The following is a 23,689-nucleotide window of genomic DNA, read 5'->3' on the forward strand; positions in this document are numbered from 1 at the left end:
AAATGTCTAGGATCTAACCTCTTTCACCGTTTCCCCTTCAACCAGTACCGGTTGATAGTAGGTGTTCGTAGGCAGATCCTTTTTGCCTTGCAGGTTCTTAATCACCCAATCGGCGGCGTCGCGGCCCATCTGCTCCTGAGGATGAGTTAGTGTGGTAAGCCGGATGTTGGCGTTCTTGGCGATGTATGAATTGTCCTGACCAATGATGGATAACTCATCCGGGATGGAGATACCCAGTTGCCTGCAAGCGTGCACGACCTCTAGTCCCACCTCGTCGTTGTAACAGACGATCGCAGTGAGCGCATCCCTGTTTTCATTCAGATACGTTGCTACATTAGAGGATAACGCTGGTTTCGATGCGGTATCAAAGGAAAGCACTTGCTCCGGATGGAACCGTAGCTTCGCTTCACCCAGCGCCTTGATGTACCCCTTCATCCGATATTTGCCTTGCAAGTCATCCATCTTAGCTATAATGCCGATCTGGGTGTGGCCTTTGGAAATCAATTCCCGAGTGGCAAGATAGCTGGATTGCACGTCATCCAGGCAGAAGAACGGAACCTCCAGCTCCTCATAGAACGCATTAATCATTGTAAACGGCACATCCTGTTCCTTGAACGAAAGGTAATACGCAATATTGGGATTGTACAGATTGCTCTTGGTCGGTTCGATAATCAGGCCATCTACACCGTAGGAGAGCATCATTTCGAGCGCTTTTTTCTCCTGAGCCACATCATTATTGGTACTTGCGAGCAGTAGCGAATAGTTGTCCTCATTCAGACGACTCTCAATACCGCGAATAATGGATGGGAAGATGTAATCCGAGATGTACGTCGTGATCACGCCAATCGTTTTCTTAGACGTATTACCGCCCGAGCGGGATCGGTACTGATTGCTAACATAGGTGCCTGAACCCTTTTCGCTTCGCAGAAACCCTTCGTTCGATAACTCCAAAATGGCCTTCCTAACCGTCTGACGACTTACATTGTAGCTGTCCTGCAATGCGGACTCCGTTGGAATCTGTTCGCCTATGCTATAGGTTCCCGAAAGGATATGACTCTTTATATCATCAATAATGACTTGGTATTTGGGCTTCATGAAATCCACTTCTTTCATCATGACTTATCTATAGAAACAGGGTTGTACAAATAGTTGTACGTACATATTTTAGCATGATTCTATAGAGTTGAGAATGAAACCGTACAAATTTCGCAATAATGCGTACACTTCGGGCTCTTTAATGATGAGATGTACCTTACAGCATAGCCAGTATGGATGATAAAAAGACCTTGAAAGACATTGCAAAAGGCTGATTACATGCGAGTATGTGATTATTGTAAGTATAACTATCAGTTATTATTGACAAATGTACGTACAAAAAATATACTAAGGCTGTCAGATTAGGAAAGCGCATTCTTATAGGAAAGCCTTTATACGAATTAGGAATAGATTCTAGCTTTATGCTGTACGTGGAGCTGCACTTTATACAGGGGTGCATCTCAACATATGCCATCCTTAGGATGTGAAATCGCGACCAGAGAGGGGATACACGTGATTATGAGTCAATTGGACTTGAAAGAAGCCATTACCAAGGGCGCTACTTCACTTGGAATTGAATTTGGATCAACGCGGATTAAGGCGGTGTTGATTGACGAACATTTTGAAACCATCGCGTCAGGCAGTTATGAATGGGAGAACCTCCTGAAAGATGGATATTGGACGTACAACCAGGAGGATATCATTACAGGTCTGCAAACGGCTTATCGTGAAATGAAGCAAGATGTGGAACAGAAATATGGAATTACGCTGCGAACGGTCGGTTCCATCGGATTCTCGGCCATGATGCATGGATATATTGCATTGGATCATGCGGGCGAACTGCTGGTACCTTTCCGCACCTGGCGTAACGCTACTACGGGAGCAGCTGCCAGGGAGCTAACTGAACTTCTACAGTTCAATATCCCGGAACGCTGGAGCATTGCCCACTTGTACCAAGCCGTTTTGAACGAAGAGGCGCATGTGCCACGGATCGATCACCTGACAACCTTGGCTGGATACATCCACTGGTTGCTGACGGGCAATAAGGCGATTGGCATCGGCGATGCTTCAGGCATTTTCCCAATAGACGAGTCTACACATAATTATCACCCATCCATGATCCAGCAGTTTGATGAACAGATCGCGGGCAAAGGTTATCCGTGGAAAGTTGAGGACCTCCTGCCCAAGGTATACCTCGCTGGTGAGAATGCAGGTGCATTGACGGAAGCGGGAGCCAAGTTGCTCGACCCTTCGCAAGATCTGCAATCTGGCATTCCGCTCTGTCCGCCGGAAGGCGATGCGGGAACGGGCATGGTGGCGACGAATAGTGTGCGTAAACGTACAGGGAACATCTCTGTCGGTACATCCGTATTCGCGATGATCGTACTGGAGAAGGAATTATCCAAAGTGTATCCCGAGATCGATATGGTCACCACGCCGGATGGTAGCCCAGTAGGGATGGTGCATGCCAACAACTGTTCCAGTGATATCAACGCATGGGTTGGCTTGTTCCGTGAATTCTCTCAGGCGATGGGATATGAAGTGGATAACGGCAAGTTGTTCAGCGTGTTGTTCAACAAGGCTTTGGAGGCTGACCCAGACGGTGGCGGCTTGCTCAGCTACGGTTACTACTCGGGTGAGAACATTACGGGACTTGAGAAAGGCCGTCCATTGTTCGTCCGCTCCCCTGAAAGTAACTTCAGTCTGGCGAACTTCATGCGGACACATCTGTTCAGTGCTTTCGGCGCACTCAAGCTCGGTATGGACATCCTGACAGAGCAAGAGCAGGTGTCGATTGACAGCATTCTGGCTCATGGTGGCCTGTTCAAGACCCCTGTCGTTGGACAGCGGATTGTAGCAGCTGCGATGAACGTACCGGTGTCGGTGATGTCTACCGCTGGTGAAGGCGGCGCATGGGGCATGGCACTTCTGGCTTCGTACATGATCAACAAGGATCAAGAGGAGAGCCTGGATGTGTTTCTGGAGCAGAAGGTCTTTAACGATGTGGAGGGAGTCGAAGTGGCGCCGGATGCATCGGATGTGAGAGGGTTTGAAGCATTTATCGAACGCTACCGGAATGGACTTGCGATTGAGCAGGCAGCTGTAGATCATCTGGTAGAGAACGGGAGGAATTAACATGTTAGAGCAACTGAAAGAAGAGGTATTTCAGGCGAATTTGGAACTGCCCAAGCACGGACTTGTGAAATTCACTTGGGGTAACGTCAGCGCAATCGATCGGGAAAGTGGTCTGTTCGTAATTAAACCAAGTGGCGTCAGCTACGATGTGATGAAAGCAAGCGACATGGTTGTGGTCGATCTGGACGGTAACGTCGTAGAGGGTGAGATGAGACCTTCCTCGGATACCGCAACACATGCCGTACTATATAAGCATTACTCAGAGATTGGTGGCATTGTGCACACACACTCCACATGGGCGACCATCTGGGCGCAAGCTGGGCTGGATGTACCTGTGATGGGCACGACACATGCGGATACGTTCTATGGAGCAGTACCTTGTGCACGTTTCCTGAATCAAGCCGAGGTGGATCGCGGATACGAAGCGGAGACAGGACGCGTCATTATTGAGACATTTGAGCAGCGTGGGATTGATGTTATGGCGATCCCGGCTGTATTGCTCCATGGTCACGCACCGTTTACGTGGGGGAAAGATGCCAAGTCGGCGGTGGTGAACAGTGTCGTGCTGGAGGAAGTATGCAAAATGAATCTGTACGCGCGGCAATTGAATAACTTCGCGAAGGAACTGCCACAAGGTATTTTGGATAAACACTATCTGCGTAAACACGGCAAAGACGCATATTACGGACAGAAGTAATTTGGTTATTTAACGATCGGTTGATAATAATTCAAGCGAATAAGTTGTCGGTAACTACTACCAATAAAGTTGTATAAAACTTTTACACGATAGCGGAGAGTGCAGAACCAATCTGAAGAAGCGAAGCTAAAAGCTTTCTGCAAGAAAGCTACTTCGGAAGGATATACCCCGCGTTTATCACAGGATTTTCCCTTTACAAGGGGAATCAAAAAAATCCGGGGATAACCAGCGATCGGAAGATGGTACTGCAATCGGAGTGGTAAGTGTAGACCCTTTTGTTCAACTATACTTTTTACACGATAACGGAGAAGACAGAAGAAAGCTGGAGAAGCGAAGCGCTCGCGTTTATCACAGGATTTTCCCTTTACAAAGGGAATCAAAAAAATCCGGGGATAACCAGCGATCGGAAGATGGTACTGCACTCGGAGTGGTAAGTGTAAACCCATATGTTCAACTATAAAAAAATGAGATGAGGATGATTATATGTCAGCAACAGCAGCAAAAGAATTCTGGTTCGTGGTCGGTTCACAGCACTTGTACGGAGAAGAAGCACTGGGCGAAGTTAAAGCCAACGCACAGAAAATCACGGATGCCCTTAATGCAAGTGGCGTACTGCCGTACCCGCTCGTATTGCAGGATCTGGCGGTAAGCGCAGATAAAATCACAAGCACGATGAAGGAAGTCAATTACCGCGACGAAGTAGCAGGTGTCATCACATGGATGCATACATTCTCCCCGGCGAAAATGTGGATTCGTGGTACGAAATTGCTGCAAAAACCTTTGCTGCACTTGGCTACCCAATTCAACGAAAGCATTCCTTGGGCTACGATCGACATGGACTTTATGAACCTGAACCAAGCGGCACATGGTGACCGCGAATATGGCTTCATTAATGCGCGTTTGAAAAAACAAAACAAAATCGTTGTCGGCTATTGGGAGCGCCCAGAAGTGCAACAGCAGGTTGCAGACTGGATGGACGTAGCGGTTGCCTTTAACGAAGGCTTCAATCTCAAAGTGGCTCGCTTCGGAGATAACATGCGTAACGTGGGTGTTACCGAAGGAGATAAAGTGGAAGCACAGATCCAATTCGGATGGACGGTTGATTACTTCGGCATTGGCGACCTTGTGCAATACGTGAACGCTGTAACAGAGCAGGAAGTCGATGATCTGATTGCTCAGTATGCAGACCTGTACGAATTCGACTATGGCACAAACAGCAAGGAAGCTTGGGAAGCCAGCGTACGTGTGCAAGCGAGCTATGAAATTGCGATCAAACGTTTCCTGGACGAAGGTGGTTACAGTGCCTTCACGACAAACTTCGAAGATCTGCATGGCATGAAACAACTTCCGGGTCTGGCCGTGCAACGCCTGATGGCTCAAGGGTACGGATTTGCCGGTGAAGGTGACTGGAAAACGGCTGCGCTGGATCGCTTGCTAAAAATCATGGCCCATAACGAGAACACAGGCTTCATGGAAGATTACACCTACGAGATGGCCGCTGGACAGGAAGCTATCCTTCAATCTCACATGCTTGAAGTAGATCCGACACTCGCGAGCACGAAACCAAGAATCATTGTGTCCCCACTGGGCATTGGCGATCGCGAAGATCCGGCACGTCTCGTATTCGACGGCAAAGCTGGCGAAGGTGTCGTGGTATCCATGGCAGACTTCGGTACCCACTACAAATTGCTGATCAACGAAGTGTCTGCATTCGAGCCTACCGTTCCAGCACCTAACCTGCCAGTAGCACGCGTCTTGTGGAGCGTGAAGCCGAACTTCCAAGACGGGGTTAGAGCATGGATCGAAAATGGTGGCGGTCACCATACGGTCGTATCCCTGAACCTGACGACAGATCAGATCGTGACGTATGCGAAGCTGGTGAATCTGGAGTACGTGATTATTAAGTAAAAGTTGGAGCGTGGGCTACTGCCTGAACTCATATCAATTCTTTCTCTGTGGCCGGGGGTTAACCCTCGGCCCTTTGTTTGTTAGCGTGCCCAGAGGCACGCATTATCTAGTTGGTGAAAGTCCAATCAAAGGAGGGGCCAAGCCACCTTTGTAGCTAGGATGCTTGCACATGGCGAGATCTGTGTGTAAAAGCGCATCGACAAAAGTACCGGTCAGAGACCGGGCGAGCAACAACCCAGGCCGCAACATCAAGTGAATCCTGCCGCGTCGTCAAAAGGGCCCTGCGAAGGGGAAAAGAGGGAGCCGAGTCTCGTGACAATGGACCGAAGGCCAAGGAAGCTGTGCAGAACTTGGGACAACAGTGAAGAACCCTCCGGCGTAAAGGGAACGGCATGGATTGAAAGATAATGCAGTGAACTGGGGAGACCCTCCCCCACACGGAATTTTTTTTTAGAAACCCGTAAAGAGACGCTCTATAAGTCCAGAAGATGAAATGAACCGTCTGTGGGAAGGGAGTCCGAGGGGCTCATAGTACCGAGGAACCTAAGGACAACATAACCTTAGGGAGGGAAGGAGTCCTACTTTGTTTATGCTTTTGGAGGAGGTACGAGTGAGTGAATGCCAACCGGCTAACGACACCAAAGGAAAAAGTTCAACAACTCCAAGAAAAGCTAGGTCATGCGGCCAAGGAGAACAATAAACGCAAATTCCATGCTCTGTACGACAAAGTCTATCGCTGGGATGTGCTGTGCGAAGCCTGGAAACGGGTGAAAGCGAATAAGGGAGCTGCAGGAGTAGATGCCGTGACGCTCGCAGATATTGAGGAGCAAGGAGAAACGAAATTCCTGAAGGACTGCGAACGGGAATTGAAAGAAGGCAATTACCATCCGCAGCCCGTACGGCGGCATTATATCCCAAAGAAAGACGGGAAGCCAAGACCGCTGGGCATCCCCACCGTGCACGACCGAGTCATACAAATGGCAACCAAATTGGTGATTGAACCCATCTTCGAAGCAGACTTCGAAGATGTATCCTACGGATTTCGCCCGAAACGAAGTGCGAAAGAAGCGCTGGAACGAATCCGAAAAGCCTGTAACCGCAAAGGGAAATGGGTAGTAGACGTCGATATCCAAGGCTACTTCGACACCATTAATCAAGAGAAGCTTCTGAAATTGGTGCAGATGCGTATTAATGACAGGCAGGTGCTAAAATTAATACGGAAGTGGCTTCAAGCGGGAATCATGGAAGAAGGAAGCGTAAGGCGGTCCGATTTAGGAACACCGCAAGGCGGCGTTATCTCACCGCTTCTGGCGAATATCTACCTGAACTACTTTGACCGGCTGTGGGAGAAACACGGAAGTGGAATCGGAGAACTGACAAGGTATGCAGACGACTTAGTAGTGGTCTGTAAAACCAAAAAGGACGCTGAACATGCATATAAACTCATAAACAGAATCATGGAACGTCTAGAGTTGACCTTGCACCCAACGAAAACCCGCATTGTAGGCCTATGGACAGGAGACGAAGGGTTCGACTTCTTAGGAATGCATCACCGGAAAACAAAAGCAGAAACGTCCCAAGGCAAGGTGTATCACACCACGCAGCAGTGGCTAACGAAAAAGGCGGAGGAACGTATTCGAGGGGTAATCAAAGAAAGACTGGCTCCACCGAGTATGCGGTCGAAATCGTTCGCGGAGCATGTGAAATGGCTCAATCCCAAGATTCAAGGATGGAGAAATTACTACTACACGAACTACAGCCAAAAGAGACTAGCCAAGCTGGATTGGTATATTCTGCAGCGATTAACCCGGTGGTATGCGAAGAAGAGGCAGTACAGGAGTTGGATGAGTTCAGGGACTGAAGTCAAGTATATTGCCAACATGTATGGACTAAAAACGTTATTGTGAACCGCATGCCCATGAATGACAAACATCGGAAAGCCGTATGAGGGAAAACCTCACGTACGGTTTGATGAGGAGGGGCTGGTGCGAATCCAGCCCTTTACTCTAGTGCTATGAAGCATGATGTGAAGCGGAGCAAGGATTTGCTTTTCCATCGAAAAGGGATACGAAATGAAGGAGGAAGGACATGTATACAAAAGAAAGTTTGATGCAGCAACTAGAGCAGCTCGGTTTGGATGGGCAAGGCACGTTGCTCATTCACTCATCGATGAAAAGTATAGGCGAGGTCGAAGGCGGCGCGGACACGGTGTTGGATGCCTTTAGCGACTATATGAAGGACGGATTGCTAGTGTTACCTACCCATACGTGGTCCACGATCAATGCGGATAACCCCGTGTTCCACGTGGAAACTTCATCATGCTGCGTTGGGATTCTGCCTGAACTATTTCGTCAACGCCCTGGCGTAGTTCGTTCCTGGCACCCGACACACTCGGTAGCGGCACTGGGAAGGGATGCAAAGGTATTTACGAAGGACGATCATCTCTTCGACACGCCATGTGCGCGAGGTTCCGCATGGGGGAAACTGCTCGATCGGAAAGCGACGATCTTGTTAGTAGGTGTTGACTTGAAACGGAATACGTTTATCCATGGGGTCGAAGAGTGGGTGGACATCCCTGGCAGAATGACGGACGAGCATGAGATGCTATATACGGTTTTACCGGATGAAAGCAAGATCTCAGTACCATCCCGCAGACATTGTGGGTTGTCATGGTCAGAGCACTTCTGGAAAGTAGACGAGGTGCTGGTTCGCGAAGGTGCGATGCGTAAAGGAAAGCTCGGCGATGCAGTTGTAAGAGTGTGTGATGCGACTAAGACGGCAGAAGTAATTACGGAGATGCTGAAGGATAATCCAGACTTGTTCTCAGACAACGAACCACTCATTACACCTGATTGTGAAGCAGATCCGGTCGTGATGAGTCATGAAGCATATCTCATGAAGGAGGCACGGTATACGTTGCAATCGGAGCTGTTGGTCGCAGAGAAACAGGTCGCTGAAGGCGAACGGTTACTTGATCATGGGCAAGTCATAGCCGAAATACGGGAAGAGTAGATGTAGCCTGATCCTAAGTTGAAGTACTCTCCAGTAGTAGTTAAAGACCTGAATGAAACACTTTCGTGAATATTACGAGAGTGTACTACTGCCGGAGAGGTTAACTCCGGAATTGTTTTGGATCATCTGAATAAAATAGATTGCTGGCTGGCCGCTCCGTTGGATATGGGCGGTTTTTCGTGTAACAGTCAGATTCCTTCACAAAAGCGCAAAATAGATCCAAATTTCAATCAGAGGTTGGTCGGACTTCCAGAGTATGGGCTACTCACCCTTATGGGGGTGTGATAAGATATGGTTAAATTAACCAATAAGATTGCTTGGCCGTATTGTATAGGTGTTTATCGAAGTTTAAATAAGTATCATATAGAATTATGAACAACCACGTTGTCATTGTAGCATCTAAGAAGGAGAAGATTCGTGAACCCATTGGTATGGTATGATCTCTTTTTATTTGTCCTTTTGTTTGGTGTAGGTGTATATGTGTTTGCTACGGTTAGAATTACGAACTTACATAAAGTGTACTTTTTATTTCACGGGTTGATGATGCTGTGGCCTTTCTGTCAATTTGCGAGTACGCTCACAGATGATTCCGGTCTGCAGTTGTTCTACGTTACGTTATCTTTCGTCGCGGTCTCCCTGCTGGGGAGCGGGTGGCTTCTACTGACGATCTTTATTACCGGTTATGCGGAGCGTTTGAGTGCAAAAGGAACCTTCCTGCTATTCGTCCCTGCGGTGATCGGAGCTATAGGTGTGGTCGCAAATCCATGGCACGAGTTCGTCATTCCACTGGAGGGCGGGTACATCGAGCGGGCTTACGGCCCTTGGTTCTGGGTTGTGATGGTCATTCTGGTGAGCTATTTCTTGACTTCCCTCGTGGTTCTATTCAGGGCGGTGTATTCTTCGCAGACGTCTGCGATGATCAAAAAACAGGTGCGGATCACCCTGTGGGGCATCTTGGTCTTGGCTGTGTTTGCAACAATTGATGCGATTCTGAATGTCGTTCTAGCCCGCTGGTTGCCGATTATTCCTGGTATGACTTCATTGGGGATCTTTCTGTCGGACCTGTTCTTCGTCTATGTGATCAAAAGATACAATGTGTTCGATCTGGTCTCCATCGCCCATGAGGATGTAATCAATACCATTCCATATGGCATCCTGGTACTGGATGAGAATGAAGTCATAGTTGAAGCGAACAAAGCCTCTCGATCCTTTATGGATCTGCATGTGGGGGATTCTTTTGATATGGGAGCCTTCCTGGAATCTGTCTATGTCGCGGGTAGCTATCGGGAGTTCCTGAATCATTACAGGCAAAAGAAAAATACCCTGTCTCACATTGAATTGATCGTGGAACGGGACGATACGATCCGGCAATATATCTTGCAATCGTCTCCAATTGTCGATTCATCTCTTGTGCCGATCGGTCATATTCTAACCTTCCAGGATATCTCGCAAGAGCGTTTCTATGCCAAAGAGATGAATCGGCAGAATGAGGTGTTGCAGGAGCGGAACCATGCGCTGGACCTGATCCGTCAGGAATTGTCCGAAGCCAATCGCAAGCTGGAAGAACTCGTGCTAATGGACAGTCTAACCAACTGTTACAACCGCCGTTATCTAACCCAGCAGCTGACGCATGAGGTGATCACGAATATTCAATATAAAACGCCGTTCTCCCTCTTGCTTCTCGATATCGACTACTTCAAAGCGATCAATGATCGCTACGGACATGTCATCGGGGATGAGGTGCTCGTCCGCACGGCGGAGACGGTCAAACAATCGATCCGCAGTACCGATATTCTGACGCGCTATGGCGGGGAGGAGTTCATGATCTACCTTCCACACACGGAGCATGACTTGGCGAATGATATTGCGGAGCGGGTACGATTGGCTGTGGAATCCAACCACATGGTGGTTAATCACGAGATATCGCAGGTGTCGATTACGATCAGCGTCGGTATTCTGTCGATTGAGGATTTTGCGTATGAGCATGTACCGGATAATCCAGAGGGGTATCTGATCCAGCTGTTCGCTGCGGTGGATAAGGCCTTGTATCAGGCGAAGCAGAATGGGCGTAATCGGATTGAGTTTGCGGCGTTTGAGCGGGGAGTTGTTTTTTGAGGTTTAGGGTTGTTTGTTGAAGTGATAAGATCGACTTAAAAAAGTTAGATTGAAGATGTTGAATATCAAAGATAAACGACTGTAGGCTGCTGAATAAAAAGGGAAGTTTGTCGTGAGTGGCCCAACCCTAATAAACTAAATATATAATGTGTGATATATGGAAAAGGTGAGCTGGATACCTTTGCGTATGATAGGAGAAAACGCAAGGGTATCCAACTCAACTACTGTAAACAGGAATCAGTTTGTGCGCCGTGATTCACATATCTGACCGAACGGTCTGAAGGCATGTCTGGTGAGTAAAGCGGTTAGCAAATATTTCTCAGAGTAGCTGAGGCATTAGAACGGACAATCTGCCAAAAAAAGAAATATAGATGCAGAAACAACATTTTATGACTTTAATTTTTACTATTCAGTGGATAAACCTCCATTCTAGTAGATGTTTTCTCACAAAAATGATTATTACACTTCATTTATTATTAAATGATCCAATCAGAATATAATTCAGTGAAGATTCTATCTAATTTAATCTGAATTTCATTATTAACCTTACCATTAATTTTTTTTAAATCTGTTAGTTGGTTTACTAACTCATCAATGTGAGATAACTCTTTCGGCAAGATAATTGGTATTTTTTTTACATAATTTGCAGAGTTATTGGCTGTAGGATTAATAGTATTAATTATCGAATTGAAAACTTCTGAATTGAAAAATGCTAACAAAAAATTCAAATACTTCTCATCTTTTGGGAATACACCTACTATGGATTGATCAAATACTTGGTTATCAATAAGGTTTGCTCTAATCTTTGACGATTTTACCATAGGCAGTGCAATGCCTTTTTTAAAGTAGTACTGGGAATTTTGAAATCTAGCTTTTTTATTAGTTTTATAATGAATAATTGCTTCTTTACCCCAGTCGATGAACCATTCATTTTTTCGAATATAACTTTCGGAACTTCCTTTAACAACAGGTATAAAGTGCATGTTACCTTCAATACCTTCCATAATATTTTCAATGTTATTAAAATTATGATTTATTTCATCTTTTTCTATAACAGGGCATTTACTTAGATTGTTTTTTACATTTATAGATGAAACTTTAAAATATTTTTTATTGTCGCCTGTGTAGATTCCGGTTACACAGTCTGCAATATCAACTAATGTAAATTTAGAAGAATTAATTAAATTTCTGACTCCTTCACCTGCTTTAATAAGGAAGGCCTTATCTATAGAATCAAATATAACTCTCTGATTCAATAATTCTACGCTGAAATGGGTCAGATCCCTTTCATGCGTGATATTATCAATGTCAGACGGCTTCTTTAAATTTTTAATGATTTTAACGTCGTTATCTAACGCAATGTTTTTATCATCGGTCTTTTGTAGCGTTACAATACACATTTTTGAATATCCGTATTGTATTCCTGGGAAAAATTTTGAAGGAAAGAGAACAATCTCTTTTATTTTTGTATTTAGGAGCATATATTCTCTTAAATTATTATGTCTATGAAGATTCATAAAAGTGTCGGGTATGATGAAGCTTAGTATTCCATTAATTTTTAATAGTGATATACATCTTAATAGAAATAGAGTATAGGTCTCTTTAACATAAAATCCCGCATACTTTTTCTTCAAGGTACTCCTCTTGTCTTGATCTTGCCATGCCCCATAAGGGGGGTTTCCAATTATTTTATCATATTTCCCATTTGACATTACATGGATATCAAGTTGTAAGTCTAATAAGGTATCACCGTGTGTAATATTTACATTGGAGTTTTTGGTGTATTTTATTTTTAAAACATCTATTGCATCAACATTTAAGTCATACGCATCAATTTGAATATCAGATTTATTTTTCAACATTTCATCAATGAAAACCCCGTCGCCAGCAGATGGCTCAAGGATAAGATCACCTTCCTCAAGAGAAATTCTTTTTATCATGTAATCTGTAATAAATTGTGATTTTGTATAGTAAGACTTAAAAGTGTCCAAAAGTATAATCCTCCCAAATCAAAAAATCTTAAGTTTAGCTTAAGTTAATCATAAGCCAAACCTAAGATCTATTCAAGTCACCACCAAGTTAGATAATGTTCAGCAAACGACTTCCCTTGCTTCGAGGTAATATTCTTCCTCATATATTCTGCTGTTGGCTTATCTAAATCATCCACAATGTTAAGATTGTAAACTCTTATGAGATTTAAAACATCAAAGCCTGTGTATTTATGGATCATATTATAGACTTCGTTACCCCGCATAACTGTCCACAATCCTGAACTCTCAAGCTGTCTAAGATAATTATGCCCAGAGGATTCTACAGTTCTTACGGCTAATATACATCTATAAGATTTATCAGTAAGCTTATTTTTATTTAACATATCATAAACTCTCGCTACGGTTAAAAGCCTCTCTTTATTTCCTTTTTCATTCGAACCATAACTACCTTTAAAATCAATGATTACTTTCTCATGTTTAGTTTCAGACTCAATTAGGCTATCTTCTATCTCGTCAAAGGTTTCAAATAATTCATCTGAGTCAAGATTAATACTTTCACCTAATAGTGACCATAGTAGCTCGTAATCATAATAAATTGAACTTATTAATTCTTCAGATAATTTTCCTTTTCTTATTTTTTCTAGAAATGCTTTTTTTATTTGTAAAGATACAGTGCTAAAATGTGGGGCCGCAAATCTCCTTACATTTTTTTTCACAGGATAAGTCCAACAGAGTTTAACAAGAGACTCCCAAAGTTCTCCTGATCTTCTAGATAAATCCATTGATTCGTAATTCCAAATATAATTACGACATTCTAATGATACAATTATCCAGCAATACCTTGTTAAAAATGCACACTCTGACAATTGATCCTCTCCGACTTTATCTCTTAGCATTTGAAATACAAGATTATGTACCTCATCAAGCAACTTATTCATCTCTTTTGTCTTCTCTTGTTTCTTTGCATCGGTTATCATCAACTTCTGAAGAGGTTCTTTTACTGCTTCTCTCATGGTATTAATAATTATGTTTTTATCTAGAATGTACAATATTTATCCTCCATAATATTCAAAATAAATTACTATATAAACGGAACCTAACTTTTCTCCTTAATGGAAGGTGCACTACCAAGTTTGAAGAAGCTAGGCGTGAGCAAATAACAATCTGCAAAAAACTATATCGAAAGATGGTACTAAAATTGTGGAGGCGCACAGTGTAAAGTTTTCTAAGTCATTTACAGGTTTCGTTTAAGGAGTATTAATTTTAAATTTTAAAACTAGTACGAATCTCTTTATTGATATTTTTAATAATACTTAATTGATCTTGAGTTAAATCAGTAGTCATGCTAACTATTTGATCAATGACCTCTCTACGTAAAATTTCAACAGAGTTTGTTTTGTTTTCTAGGTACATTAGTTCATTTATAGATACATCCAAAGCGACTAGGACTTTTTCCAAAGTATCAATGGAAAAGTTCCTTTCGCCTCTTTCTAATGCTCCGATATATCTATAGTCTAATCCAGCAATATCAGCTAGCTTTTGTTGAGTAAGACCTTTGGCATTGCGTATTGCTCTAATTCGTGTACCAATTAATTGGCGTAACTCTGACATTTGAATCACCTCATAATAAGCTTAGATAAGATGTGTCATAAAAGTCAGGTTAAAATATATAGTAATAATTATATTGTTTACTAATTTTAAGTAGTATAATAAACGAATATCATTACTTCACAGGAGTAATTAGAAAAACTGTTCGCCTATACTATCAAAGGAGGAATCACCTTTGCAGAAATCTATCCTAAAATCACTCAAACCGGACATCATCGTTGAAATGTTGGACATGGCTGTGGCTTTTGAGAATTGGAACAAGGTGATGGAGAGGGCGGATATGTTATATCAATGTGTGCAGTCGATCCATGAAGAGCGGCAGGAGTATCAGTCAAAGGGAGTATCTGCACCACATATACACATCGAGCGGCCCTTGGTCTACTATTATGGGTTCAGTCATTTGATGCGGGGTATAGCCCACCAGAAGATGGGACAGGTAGATCAGGCGCGGGCATGTATCGAACAGTATGCAGAACTGGGATGGATGGAGGATCTGGATGAGGTAGGTGTGCAGGTGGTGCAGGAGTTTAAGCATAAGGTACAAGCGAATCGGTATGCTCTTGAGATTGAAGCTGGGCAGGTGGAACTGCGGGAGGAGTATGTGAACTTTTTGCTTGAGCATCCGGAGGAAGGTTTGGCAGGTCTGAAAGTGATTATGGAAGCAGCAGTGCGGTATAGATGGAAGATTGATCGGGTTTTACTTGTGTTCGAGGATCAGATAAAGGGTGTTGTCAGAGAAATGGATTCTTTAAACAACGATGATATGTACCATTACTGTTATCAGCGGGCTTTGTATGAACGGTGGATGGGAAGACCGCAGGAGTCAGTGGAATTTATTTTGCAGGCGGCTCGGTTAGCAGATAAGCTTGGGATGGATCGGTATTTTATAAGGTGCACGGCATTGTTGGAATCATTGCGGGAAGAGGCGACAGCGGAGCAGATTGGGCGGTATCGGGTAATGCTGGAGGAAATGAAGTAGGAAAGGTATTTACTGAAACTGGTAGGATATTCCTTGAAGTGGGTATATGCATATAGGACCATAGCACCGATGAGGAGCACAGCTTGTGTTTTTACCATGGTGAAATCAGGATGTTAGCCGGATAGTTTACATATCACACTTCTGCTAACATAGGATAATCCTATTTCGAATGAGCGGAGAAACGTATGAGTACAATCAAAGTTACCCCTGAACAACTACATCACGTATCGAATCAGGTGGATCAAGCCAGACAACAGTTAGAGAGTATACGAAGTGATCTGACGAGACAGATCATGTTCGTTCAGATGATGTGGATGGGCGCGACGCAGGAGCGATTTTACTATGAGTTCGAGCAGTCACGACCTATACTGGATAAAGCGCTGGAGAGTATGGTGAACACATCGAAGGAATTGAAGGATATCGCCACGCGATTCCAAGATGCAGATACTCAGAGGGTAAGTCTGGGTGGTGCAATTGGAGCAGTCGGTGCCGCAGCTATGATGACCAAATCAACAGGTGATTCAGGTTCGGGTGATAAGGGATATCGGATGGCTTATAACTCGATGATTGGTAAAATGATGCCTGTGAATGAGAAAGGTGTTACGGATCAGGCTGCCCTTCAGGCTTATGAGAGGGATCAGGGACATCTGGACTTTAATCGTATGCAAGCTGTAAACGTTGAACCGCCTGGGGAAGATATTTTTGCGTTACAGATCAAGGCGTTTGAGATGGGGATTCATCCTACAACAGGAGAGCCTGTATCGGATAAGTATGCTCAGATGATGGTTGCGTCTCTCAAGTTCAGTCAGATTTTCATGGCAATTCAGATGGTTCGTGGGAGTATGCCGGGTGGTAAGGGGCCTTATCGATTGCCTGCTTCTAATCCCGCAGTGGCGAAGATTAAGCAGAATATTGAGGCTGCTAAGGCTAAGAATGGGAGTATAGAAAAAAATGCACTAGAGGCAACTCCAAAAGCCACAGAGCAGAGAGCTCAGTTGAGCCAAAATCTGATTGACCATGTTATTAATAGACATTCTGTTAATAGTACGAAGCAACAAATCCCATATCTCCAAAAGAAAATGTCCGATGAACAAATCAATGAAATGCTAAGTAGAAAGTCTTTCTTTAATAAAGAGTGGTCTGATAATAAAATAACTAATGCGTCTACAGAGGCCGTTAATCAGTTGAAGCAACAGGGAATAAAGGATGGATTGCATACTTTTACTGTATTTGATGAACAGATTAAAGTTTTCATTAGAAATGATAATGTTGATTCCGTTTATGGTACACATATATATAAAATTAGTGATTTAATAGATTAGGGGTGTACAAATATGTTCACTATTTCTTTTAAAGCAATTGATAACTTTGATGAAATTAAACAAATGTCTGCAAAGCAGTTTGATCTAACGAAACAAGATATCGAAGGAATTATTGAATTGGACTTTAACGGAAGTAAGTACGGTATGTTCTTTGACGATTGTCCATTTGGTAATGAAAGACTTAATAGATGGTTTGTGGACTTACTGACTATAGTCCAGAAGATTAGAATACATCAATATGTTGCTTATCGAATTCCTGATAGCGCTAATTTGTGGTTGGAGTTTAAACGGCAGGGAGTGGAACTACAAGTTAGTTTAGTAGAAGATATTGATCGGGAAGTTATTCTGGACTTATTTATTACTGAACCAAATGAGGAATTTAGATACTCAAATTGGAATGGTGTTAATGTAAGTTCGGCTTCCTTTACAGAAGAAATTATGAAAAATGCACATCAGTTTCTAGATTTTGTTACTGAATTAAATCCTGACATACTGCAGAGTACGAGTATTCAAATACTTCAGGAAAAGTTAACCGATGTAAAGCGGTTGACTTCATAGAGAACCTACTTTGCTGAAAATGTGGATTACGAAGGATAATTCTAAATCGAACTGTTGGGAATGTAATCACTTTGAATACAGGCCACATGAACACTCTTATTCTATGGCATCATAAAGTTCCGACATTCGGTCAGCCAATTCCAACTGTGGCTGCATTCGCTGATGATTCATATCGGTAGGTGTCATGTACAGCACTTCTTTTCCCTGCTCAAACATCGTGACATGGAACAAAACCCCTGTTGAATCTTCTTGATCCGGATCAAGAACGATTTCTAAATCGCGTACCTTTTCAATCCATTCCTGAATCAGCACTTGATCTGTAGTTACTTTTTTAGTACCATCACTGCCACTCATCATTTCAATAGAATCAACCTGTGTAATATCGCCAGGATAGAAGGTGTGTAATTCCTTCGGTACTTTACTTACTCTGACTTGATCGGGCTTAATAGAACTTTGGCAGCCGCTAAGAATCAGGACCATAACTGCAGCAAACATTAAGGCGATAAGTGAATATCTTCTCATCGTACTCCCCCTCTTTAAACGCTAAACGAATTTTGTAACTGAAATGTTCCGCATAAACTCTATTTTGTTTAATCCTTAAAGAACATCGAGGTTACTGGTCACATTTGCTGGAAGACTACGAAACTGGATTGTAACTCTTCGAGAAACCCTGCATGGTTCTAAATGTAAACAATCCCGGATCGCAAATGAAATGCCCACTAATAAAGCCCTCATATGTAACAAAAACATGAAGAATCCGCTCTCATCCGAGAGTCGGATTCTTTCTCGTTACACCACCAATATAACTCTTGTCAAAACGTAATCATTACGATATGATAATACTCATTGTTTAGATCATAATGATTACGATTAAGAGAGAGGGGCATTACCTTGAATAAAAAGACGCCACTGCTAGCGCTGGTCTCCTTGGCCTTGAGTGCTGGACTGTTGAGCGCCTGCGGATCATCTGAGTCCAGTCCCGCTGCGCAACCTTCTACCGATAAAAATGTTCACTTCCTATATAACTTCTCCACCAGCTCGCTAGATCCACATGTGGATTCCAGCTATGTGCCGCTGCGCGCGGGCATTACGGAAACGCTGGTTCGTCTCGATGAAGATAACCTGACGGTTGCTCCATGGCTCGCCGAGAGCTGGGAGAGCGAGGACGGTCAGCATTGGACGATCGACCTGCGAGATGATGTGACCTTCCAGAACGGCAAGCCTATGACGGGTGAATCCGTTAAGGCATCCCTTGAGCGGGCACTGGAAGAGAATGTAGCCATCCAGAACGCGCTGAAGATCGATACGATTGAAGCCGAGGGCGACAAGCTGGAGATCACCACAACTCAGCCGTTCCCGGAGTTCGCTTCGGAACTGGTGAATCCCAACACGGCGATTATCGATGTGAGAGAGCCGGACATTGTGAACAAGCCCATTGGTACAGGCCCGTTCAAGCTGACCTCTTTTACACCAGGCAGCAAGCTGGAACTGGACCGCTATGATGAATACTGGGACGGAGCATCGCCTCTGGATTCCATCACGTTCTCATTCAATGAAGATGCCAATGCCCGCACACTCGCGCTTAAATCTGGACAGGTTGATATCGTATATCGTCCAGAAGTCGAGAGCCTCGAATCGATCAAAGAGATGGACGGCATGACGGTTGAGTCCACGTCGACGTTCCGCGTGCATCAGCTAACGATGAACATGCAGCGGGAGGGTATGAAGGACCTCAACGTTCGTCGTGCGCTGGACGCGCTGATTGACCGTCAGGGCATCGTGGACACCATCTTGCTCGGCTACGGCGAAGCAGCCATCGGACCGTTCCTGCCATCGCTGCCGTTCGCACCAACCTACACAGATACAACAACCGAATCCGGGGCTGATGTGGCTGTGAAATATCTTGGCGAAGCAGGGTACACCCAGCAAAACGGCGTGATGACCAAGGACGGCAAACCGTTACAGTTGACGTTGCTGACGTATTCGGCTCGTGCGGATTTGCCGCTGATTGCCCAAGTGTTCCAGTCTGACGCCAAGAAGATCGGTATTGCCGTCCAGATTCGCCAGATTGACACCCCGGAAGATTATATGGCGTCCAACCGAGACTGGGATATTGCGACGTATAGTAATTTGACAGCTCCTCGTGGGGATGCCGGTTATTACCTGAATGCAACATACCACCCGAAGGGTGCTCTTAACTTTAGTGGATCGGAAGATCCTGAATTGACTAAGATCATCGACGAGCTGAAGCTTACGGTTGAACCGGAGAAACGCGCAGAGCTTGCCGAGAAGGCAGCCAACTATGTGCATGATCATGTACTTAATTCATTCGTCCTTCATCCAGCAACGATCGTTGCCTATAACGGCAAGAAGATCAAGAACTGGGTCACGACGCGCAGTGAATATTACATGATTACCAACAAGCTGGATGTGATGTAATGTTTCGCATTTTGCTTCGTAAGTTTCTGGAAGTGTTTGTTTTTCTCATGTTCATCATGTTCGTGAGCTTCTTGTTCATTCGTCTCGCTCCTGGTGATCCGGTGCTGACGATCCTGAACGTAGACGAATTGTCCGTCAGCCAGGAGCAGGTCGAAGCGGTACGGGAGGAGATGGGTTTCAACGACTCGCTTCCTGTGCAGTTCGGCAACTGGCTGTTTGATTTCGTGCGTCTGGATTTCGGCATGTCGTATTCAACGGGTCAGCCAGTGATGCAGACTCTGATGCGTGCGTTGCCGGCTACAGCTGAACTGACGATTGGCGCACTGCTGGTCATGCTCGTCATAGCGATCCCACTCGGCTCGCTGTCAGCGCTCCATCGCGGCAGTTGGATTGACCGAGGCAGCCGGATGCTGTCCATTGTGGGTGCGGCGGTGCCGAGCTTCTGGCTGGGCCTAATCCTGATCGACATGTTCGGCGTACGCTTCGGCAACCTGCCGACTATGGGCCGGGATGGATTCACATCGCTTATTCTGCCATCTCTGACGCTGGGACTTGCCATCTCCAGCGTCTATGTGCGTCTTTTACGTTCAAGCTTGCTAGATTCACTAAGTCAGGAGTTCGTTCGTTCCGCCCGGGCAAGAGGATTATCCGAAGGCCGAATCTTCTTAGTTCATGCCTTCCGGCACAGTCTCCCGCCTGTGATTACGGTATTTGGCGTAAGCCTCGGTAGCCTGATTGGCGGAGTCGTCGTGATCGAAGTGTTGTTCGCTTATCCGGGCATCGGCAAGCTCGTCGTTGACGCCATCCGCCAGCGTGATTACCCACTGATCCAGGGTTACATCCTGATCATGGCGATCGTGGTATTCCTCGTGAATACGGCGGTTGATCTGTCTTATCATTATTTGAATCCCGAAATGAAACTCAAGGAAAAGGAGGCCCACCGATGAAAACCATGTCCATGCCCATTTCGTCGAAAAAAGCTAAAAAACATAGCTGGCAAGCGATCATGGGTCTGCTGTTTGCACTGCTAGTCATCGCGGCCTCCTTATATGCCTTTTTATACTTGAAACATGACCATACGTTAACCGATCTGCGCGGACGATTGCAGGGCGCAAGTACCCTCCATCCATTCGGCACCGATCATCTGGGCCGCGATGTACTGACACGTCTGCTGCTTGGTGGTGGTCAAACATTGGGTTATAGCCTGCTGGCACTCGGGGCTGCACTACTGATCGGCATTCCGTTTGGTTTAATCGCAGGGTACAAACGTGGTTGGGTCGATAAACTGTTCATGCGGATTGCGGATGCCTTTCTGGCTTTCCCTGATACCATCGTGGCGATTGTGCTCAGTGGCTTACTTGGTGCTGGAATCGGTAATCTGGTATTGGCGATCGTGATCGTGAAGTGGGTCAGTTATGCGCGTCTCGTTCGAAGTACGGTTCTATCGGAGTCCCAAAAGGATTACATTCGCATCGCCCGGACTAACGGACTAACGGACGGTCGTATCATGAGAAAACATCTGCTTCCACATATCGCAGGGCATGTGCTCGTGTTAGCTAGTCTCGATCTGGGCAAAATCATTCTGCTCATCTCATCACTGTCCTATATCGGCCTTGGCGCACAGCCGCCAACACCTGAATGGGGCGCGATGCTGAATGACTCGCGGCCTTACTTCCAGTCTCGGCCGGAGCTGATGATCTATCCGGGCCTTGCCATTGTTTCAGTAGTCCTGCTCGCCAACATGCTGGGCGACTACCTGCGAGACCGGTTTGATGTGAAGAAGGAGGTGCAGCCATGATTCTATCCATGGAGGAACTGAGCATCTCCAGTCGGGATCGTACGATTGTAGATCAAGTCTCTCTGGCTGTTCGCGAAGGCGAGTTCATGGCACTGGTTGGACAGAGCGGTAGTGGCAAAAGCTTGCTCTCGCAAGCCATTGGTCGTCTGCTGCCGCCCAACCTGCATGCGTCGGGGCGAATCATGTTCGAAGGCAGCAACTTGCTCGAACGGAAGCCTAAGGAGATGCGCGCCCTGCGGGGAAGCCGTATCTCGTATATTTTTCAAGACTATCAGGGAGCGTTTACGCCGTTTCGCAGCATTGGTGGGCACTTTGATGAGTACCAGAAGGTACATGGGGAGAAGTCTTCTGCCATCCGCAAGAAACGAGCCGAGGAAGCACTGGAATCGGTTGGTCTTGGTGCGGAATTGCTGCGCCGCTATCCGTTCCAGTTGAGCGGTGGACAGCTCCAGCGTGCTTCTATAGCAACGTCGCTGATGCTGTCTCCTCGTCTGCTGATCGCTGACGAAGCAACGACGGCGCTCGATAGTGTATCCGGGCATCGCGTGTTGGAGTTGCTGGCACGCAAGCAAGCGGAGACAGGCTGTGCCATTCTGTTTATCACGCATGACTGGCGTCATGTACGTCGCTATGCCAGCCGCTTGGCGGTCATGAAGGAAGGACAGATCGTTGAATCGGGCGGCAAGCATCGCATTCTCGATCATCCTCAGCATGAATATACGCGCCAGCTGATCGAGGCGGCTCCCGTTCTGAGTCGCTCACTGAAGTCGGGATTGAAGGAGGCGGGAACAGAATGAAGACGACTGCAAATGAAGAACGCCATGGACTCGATCAGTCCGAAGAATCCAATGTGCGGGTCCGTGACCTTGCTAAAGGCGTAAACCATGCAAAGTTAGACAATGCAGATACAGACAATGTGGTCATAGATACTATAGATACACACAATGCAGTTATAAATGCTACAGATTCCGATCATGCGCATACAGATTCCGTTCTAGATGCCGCCGTTGCAAAGACTGCTTCCTCGCCCCACATCCTTAATCATCCGGTGCTTCACGTGGAACATCTTAGCCGAACGTATGCAGGTGCAGACCGACCAGCTTTGAATGATATTTCGTTCGCCCTGAACCGGGGTGAGTGTCTTGGGCTGGTTGGAGAGAGCGGTTGCGGCAAGAGTACGCTTGCCCGCTGTCTGCTGCGGATCGAAGATGCGGACACGGGTTCGATTACACTGGGCGGACAGGATATCGCGCGGCTGAGCGGCCGACGATTGCGACCTCATCGCCGGAAGATTCAGATTGTATTCCAGAACCCGATGGCTGCACTGAATCCGAAGCTCAAGATCGCCGATTCACTAATCGATCCATATGAACAACTTGGACGAAACGCCGAGCTGTCCCACTTTACCTACACGTCGAAGGACGCTTACGTCCATAAGCTGCTTGAAGCTGTCGAGCTTCCAAGTGATTTGGCTGGAAGATATCCGCACGAGTTAAGTGGTGGACAGCGTCAGCGTGTAACGATCGCACGGGCCATCGGCATTGAGCCGGATGTTGTCGTTCTGGATGAACCGACAGCCAGCCTGGACGTGATCTCGCAAGGTTCAGTTTTACAGTTGCTCACTGACCTCCGGACATCGCTTGGTCTGTCATACGTGTTCATCTCGCATGATCTGGCTGCGGTACATCGCATGAGCCAGCGTATCATCGTCATGCGGGAAGGTCGGATTGTTGATCGCTTTGGCGCGGATGCGTTGTTCGCTGAAGAACGCCATTCGTATACGAAGGAACTTATTTCGATCTTCTGAGTACTCCGGGAAACGCCGTGGGTGGTAAGGGTTAATCTTAAATATATAGCCGCTGACGAAGAGATTCGAAGCGGCTTTTGGCGCATCCATTTTTACGACTAAATGCGGCTATACAACATTTCATGTGCCAAGTCCCACTAAAACAGGGGTCCTTTCTTTGTTTTGAACAAATAAATCTTTCAGGCCTATAACCGGGCTAACCATCTGACATAAACTAGCGTATACTGAGGGAATAGCTAATATCTTGAAATTGCATATTTAAATTGCTCTATATTATTGATACA

Annotated in this window: 18 protein-coding genes and 1 pseudogene; 14 read left to right on the forward strand and 5 right to left on the reverse strand. The window is 45.6% G+C overall.

The features are described from left to right. Window positions 1-6: 6 nt before the first annotated feature. On the reverse strand, window positions 7-1,095 hold the full coding sequence (locus C0Q44_RS06175; RefSeq protein WP_105407616.1) for a GntR family transcriptional regulator: 1,089 nt from the start codon (window positions 1,093-1,095) through the stop codon (window positions 7-9). Window positions 1,096-1,554: 459 nt separating this feature from the next. Here C0Q44_RS06175 and C0Q44_RS06180 point away from each other — a divergent pair, with 459 nt between their 5' ends. The 6 genes and pseudogenes from C0Q44_RS06180 (at window position 1,555) to C0Q44_RS06205 (ending at window position 10,903) form a co-directional block, all read left to right on the forward strand. Further along, complete coding sequence (locus C0Q44_RS06180) at window positions 1,555-3,171, forward strand: xylulokinase (protein ID WP_105406479.1); 1,617 nt, start codon at window positions 1,555-1,557, stop codon at window positions 3,169-3,171. A gap of 1 nt (window position 3,172) precedes the next feature. Beyond that, window positions 3,173-3,868, forward strand: coding sequence for an L-ribulose-5-phosphate 4-epimerase (locus tag C0Q44_RS06185; protein ID WP_105406480.1), 696 nt, complete (start codon window positions 3,173-3,175; stop codon window positions 3,866-3,868). Window positions 3,869-4,351: 483 nt separating this feature from the next. Continuing rightward, window positions 4,352-5,776 carry an L-arabinose isomerase gene (araA, locus tag C0Q44_RS06190; protein ID WP_105406481.1) on the forward strand — a complete coding sequence of 475 codons (1,425 nt, stop codon included), beginning with the start codon at window positions 4,352-4,354 and terminating at the stop codon, window positions 5,774-5,776. A gap of 614 nt (window positions 5,777-6,390) precedes the next feature. Further along, complete coding sequence (gene ltrA, locus C0Q44_RS06195) at window positions 6,391-7,683, forward strand: group II intron reverse transcriptase/maturase (protein WP_105406482.1); 1,293 nt, start codon at window positions 6,391-6,393, stop codon at window positions 7,681-7,683. 181 nt (window positions 7,684-7,864) lie between these two features. Further along, window positions 7,865-8,617: pseudogene (locus tag C0Q44_RS06200) on the forward strand (AAC(3) family N-acetyltransferase); the annotation flags it as partial. A gap of 588 nt (window positions 8,618-9,205) precedes the next feature. Beyond that, complete coding sequence (locus C0Q44_RS06205) at window positions 9,206-10,903, forward strand: histidine kinase N-terminal 7TM domain-containing diguanylate cyclase (protein WP_105406484.1); 1,698 nt, start codon at window positions 9,206-9,208, stop codon at window positions 10,901-10,903. 476 nt (window positions 10,904-11,379) lie between these two features. Here C0Q44_RS06205 and C0Q44_RS06210 read toward each other — a convergent pair whose 3' ends face one another. From C0Q44_RS06210 to C0Q44_RS06220, 3 genes are all read right to left on the reverse strand, one after another. Further along, window positions 11,380-12,894 (reverse strand): Eco57I restriction-modification methylase domain-containing protein, encoded by a 1,515-nt coding sequence (locus tag C0Q44_RS06210; protein WP_219845171.1) that lies wholly within the window; start codon window positions 12,892-12,894, stop codon window positions 11,380-11,382. 77 nt (window positions 12,895-12,971) lie between these two features. Further along, on the reverse strand, window positions 12,972-13,943 hold the full coding sequence (locus C0Q44_RS06215) for a hypothetical protein (RefSeq protein WP_105406485.1): 972 nt from the start codon (window positions 13,941-13,943) through the stop codon (window positions 12,972-12,974). Between the two features lie 214 nt (window positions 13,944-14,157). Beyond that, window positions 14,158-14,505: a helix-turn-helix domain-containing protein gene (locus tag C0Q44_RS06220; protein ID WP_105406486.1), complete on the reverse strand. Its 348-nt coding sequence runs from the start codon at window positions 14,503-14,505 to the stop codon at window positions 14,158-14,160. A 172-nt stretch (window positions 14,506-14,677) separates the two neighbouring features. Between C0Q44_RS06220 and C0Q44_RS06225 the strand changes: the two genes are divergently transcribed. The 3 genes from C0Q44_RS06225 (at window position 14,678) to C0Q44_RS06235 (ending at window position 17,361) form a co-directional block, all read left to right on the forward strand. After that, window positions 14,678-15,481 carry a DNA-binding protein gene (locus tag C0Q44_RS06225; RefSeq protein WP_105406487.1) on the forward strand — a complete coding sequence of 268 codons (804 nt, stop codon included), beginning with the start codon at window positions 14,678-14,680 and terminating at the stop codon, window positions 15,479-15,481. Window positions 15,482-15,666: 185 nt separating this feature from the next. Then, window positions 15,667-16,803 carry a WXG100 family type VII secretion target gene (locus C0Q44_RS06230; protein WP_105406488.1) on the forward strand — a complete coding sequence of 379 codons (1,137 nt, stop codon included), beginning with the start codon at window positions 15,667-15,669 and terminating at the stop codon, window positions 16,801-16,803. Between the two features lie 12 nt (window positions 16,804-16,815). Next, window positions 16,816-17,361, forward strand: coding sequence for a hypothetical protein (locus tag C0Q44_RS06235; protein ID WP_105406489.1), 546 nt, complete (start codon window positions 16,816-16,818; stop codon window positions 17,359-17,361). A 96-nt stretch (window positions 17,362-17,457) separates the two neighbouring features. Here C0Q44_RS06235 and C0Q44_RS06240 read toward each other — a convergent pair whose 3' ends face one another. Beyond that, window positions 17,458-17,883, reverse strand: coding sequence for a hypothetical protein (locus tag C0Q44_RS06240; RefSeq protein WP_105406490.1), 426 nt, complete (start codon window positions 17,881-17,883; stop codon window positions 17,458-17,460). A gap of 369 nt (window positions 17,884-18,252) precedes the next feature. Here C0Q44_RS06240 and nikA point away from each other — a divergent pair, with 369 nt between their 5' ends. Genes nikA through C0Q44_RS06265 form a run of 5 tightly spaced genes read left to right on the forward strand, consistent with a single transcriptional unit; the run spans window position 18,253 to window position 23,405 of the window. Continuing rightward, window positions 18,253-19,800 carry a nickel ABC transporter substrate-binding protein gene (gene nikA / locus C0Q44_RS06245; RefSeq protein WP_105406491.1) on the forward strand — a complete coding sequence of 516 codons (1,548 nt, stop codon included), beginning with the start codon at window positions 18,253-18,255 and terminating at the stop codon, window positions 19,798-19,800. Beyond that, window positions 19,800-20,747, forward strand: coding sequence for a nickel ABC transporter permease (nikB, locus tag C0Q44_RS06250; protein ID WP_105406492.1), 948 nt, complete (start codon window positions 19,800-19,802; stop codon window positions 20,745-20,747). Before nikA ends, nikB begins: the two co-directional genes overlap by 1 nt. Then, a complete protein-coding gene (gene nikC, locus C0Q44_RS06255; RefSeq protein WP_181150870.1) occupies window positions 20,744-21,598 on the forward strand; it encodes a nickel transporter permease in 855 nt (284 codons plus the stop codon). The genes nikB and nikC overlap by 4 nt, the downstream gene beginning before the upstream one ends. Beyond that, on the forward strand, window positions 21,595-22,395 hold the full coding sequence (locus tag C0Q44_RS06260; protein ID WP_105406493.1) for an ABC transporter ATP-binding protein: 801 nt from the start codon (window positions 21,595-21,597) through the stop codon (window positions 22,393-22,395). Before nikC ends, C0Q44_RS06260 begins: the two co-directional genes overlap by 4 nt. After that, window positions 22,392-23,405, forward strand: coding sequence for an ABC transporter ATP-binding protein (locus C0Q44_RS06265; RefSeq protein WP_308737390.1), 1,014 nt, complete (start codon window positions 22,392-22,394; stop codon window positions 23,403-23,405). The genes C0Q44_RS06260 and C0Q44_RS06265 overlap by 4 nt, the downstream gene beginning before the upstream one ends. Window positions 23,406-23,689: the final 284 nt, after the last annotated feature.

Source organism: Paenibacillus sp. PCH8 (assembly GCF_002968835.1).
GTDB lineage: Bacteria > Bacillota > Bacilli > Paenibacillales > Paenibacillaceae > Paenibacillus.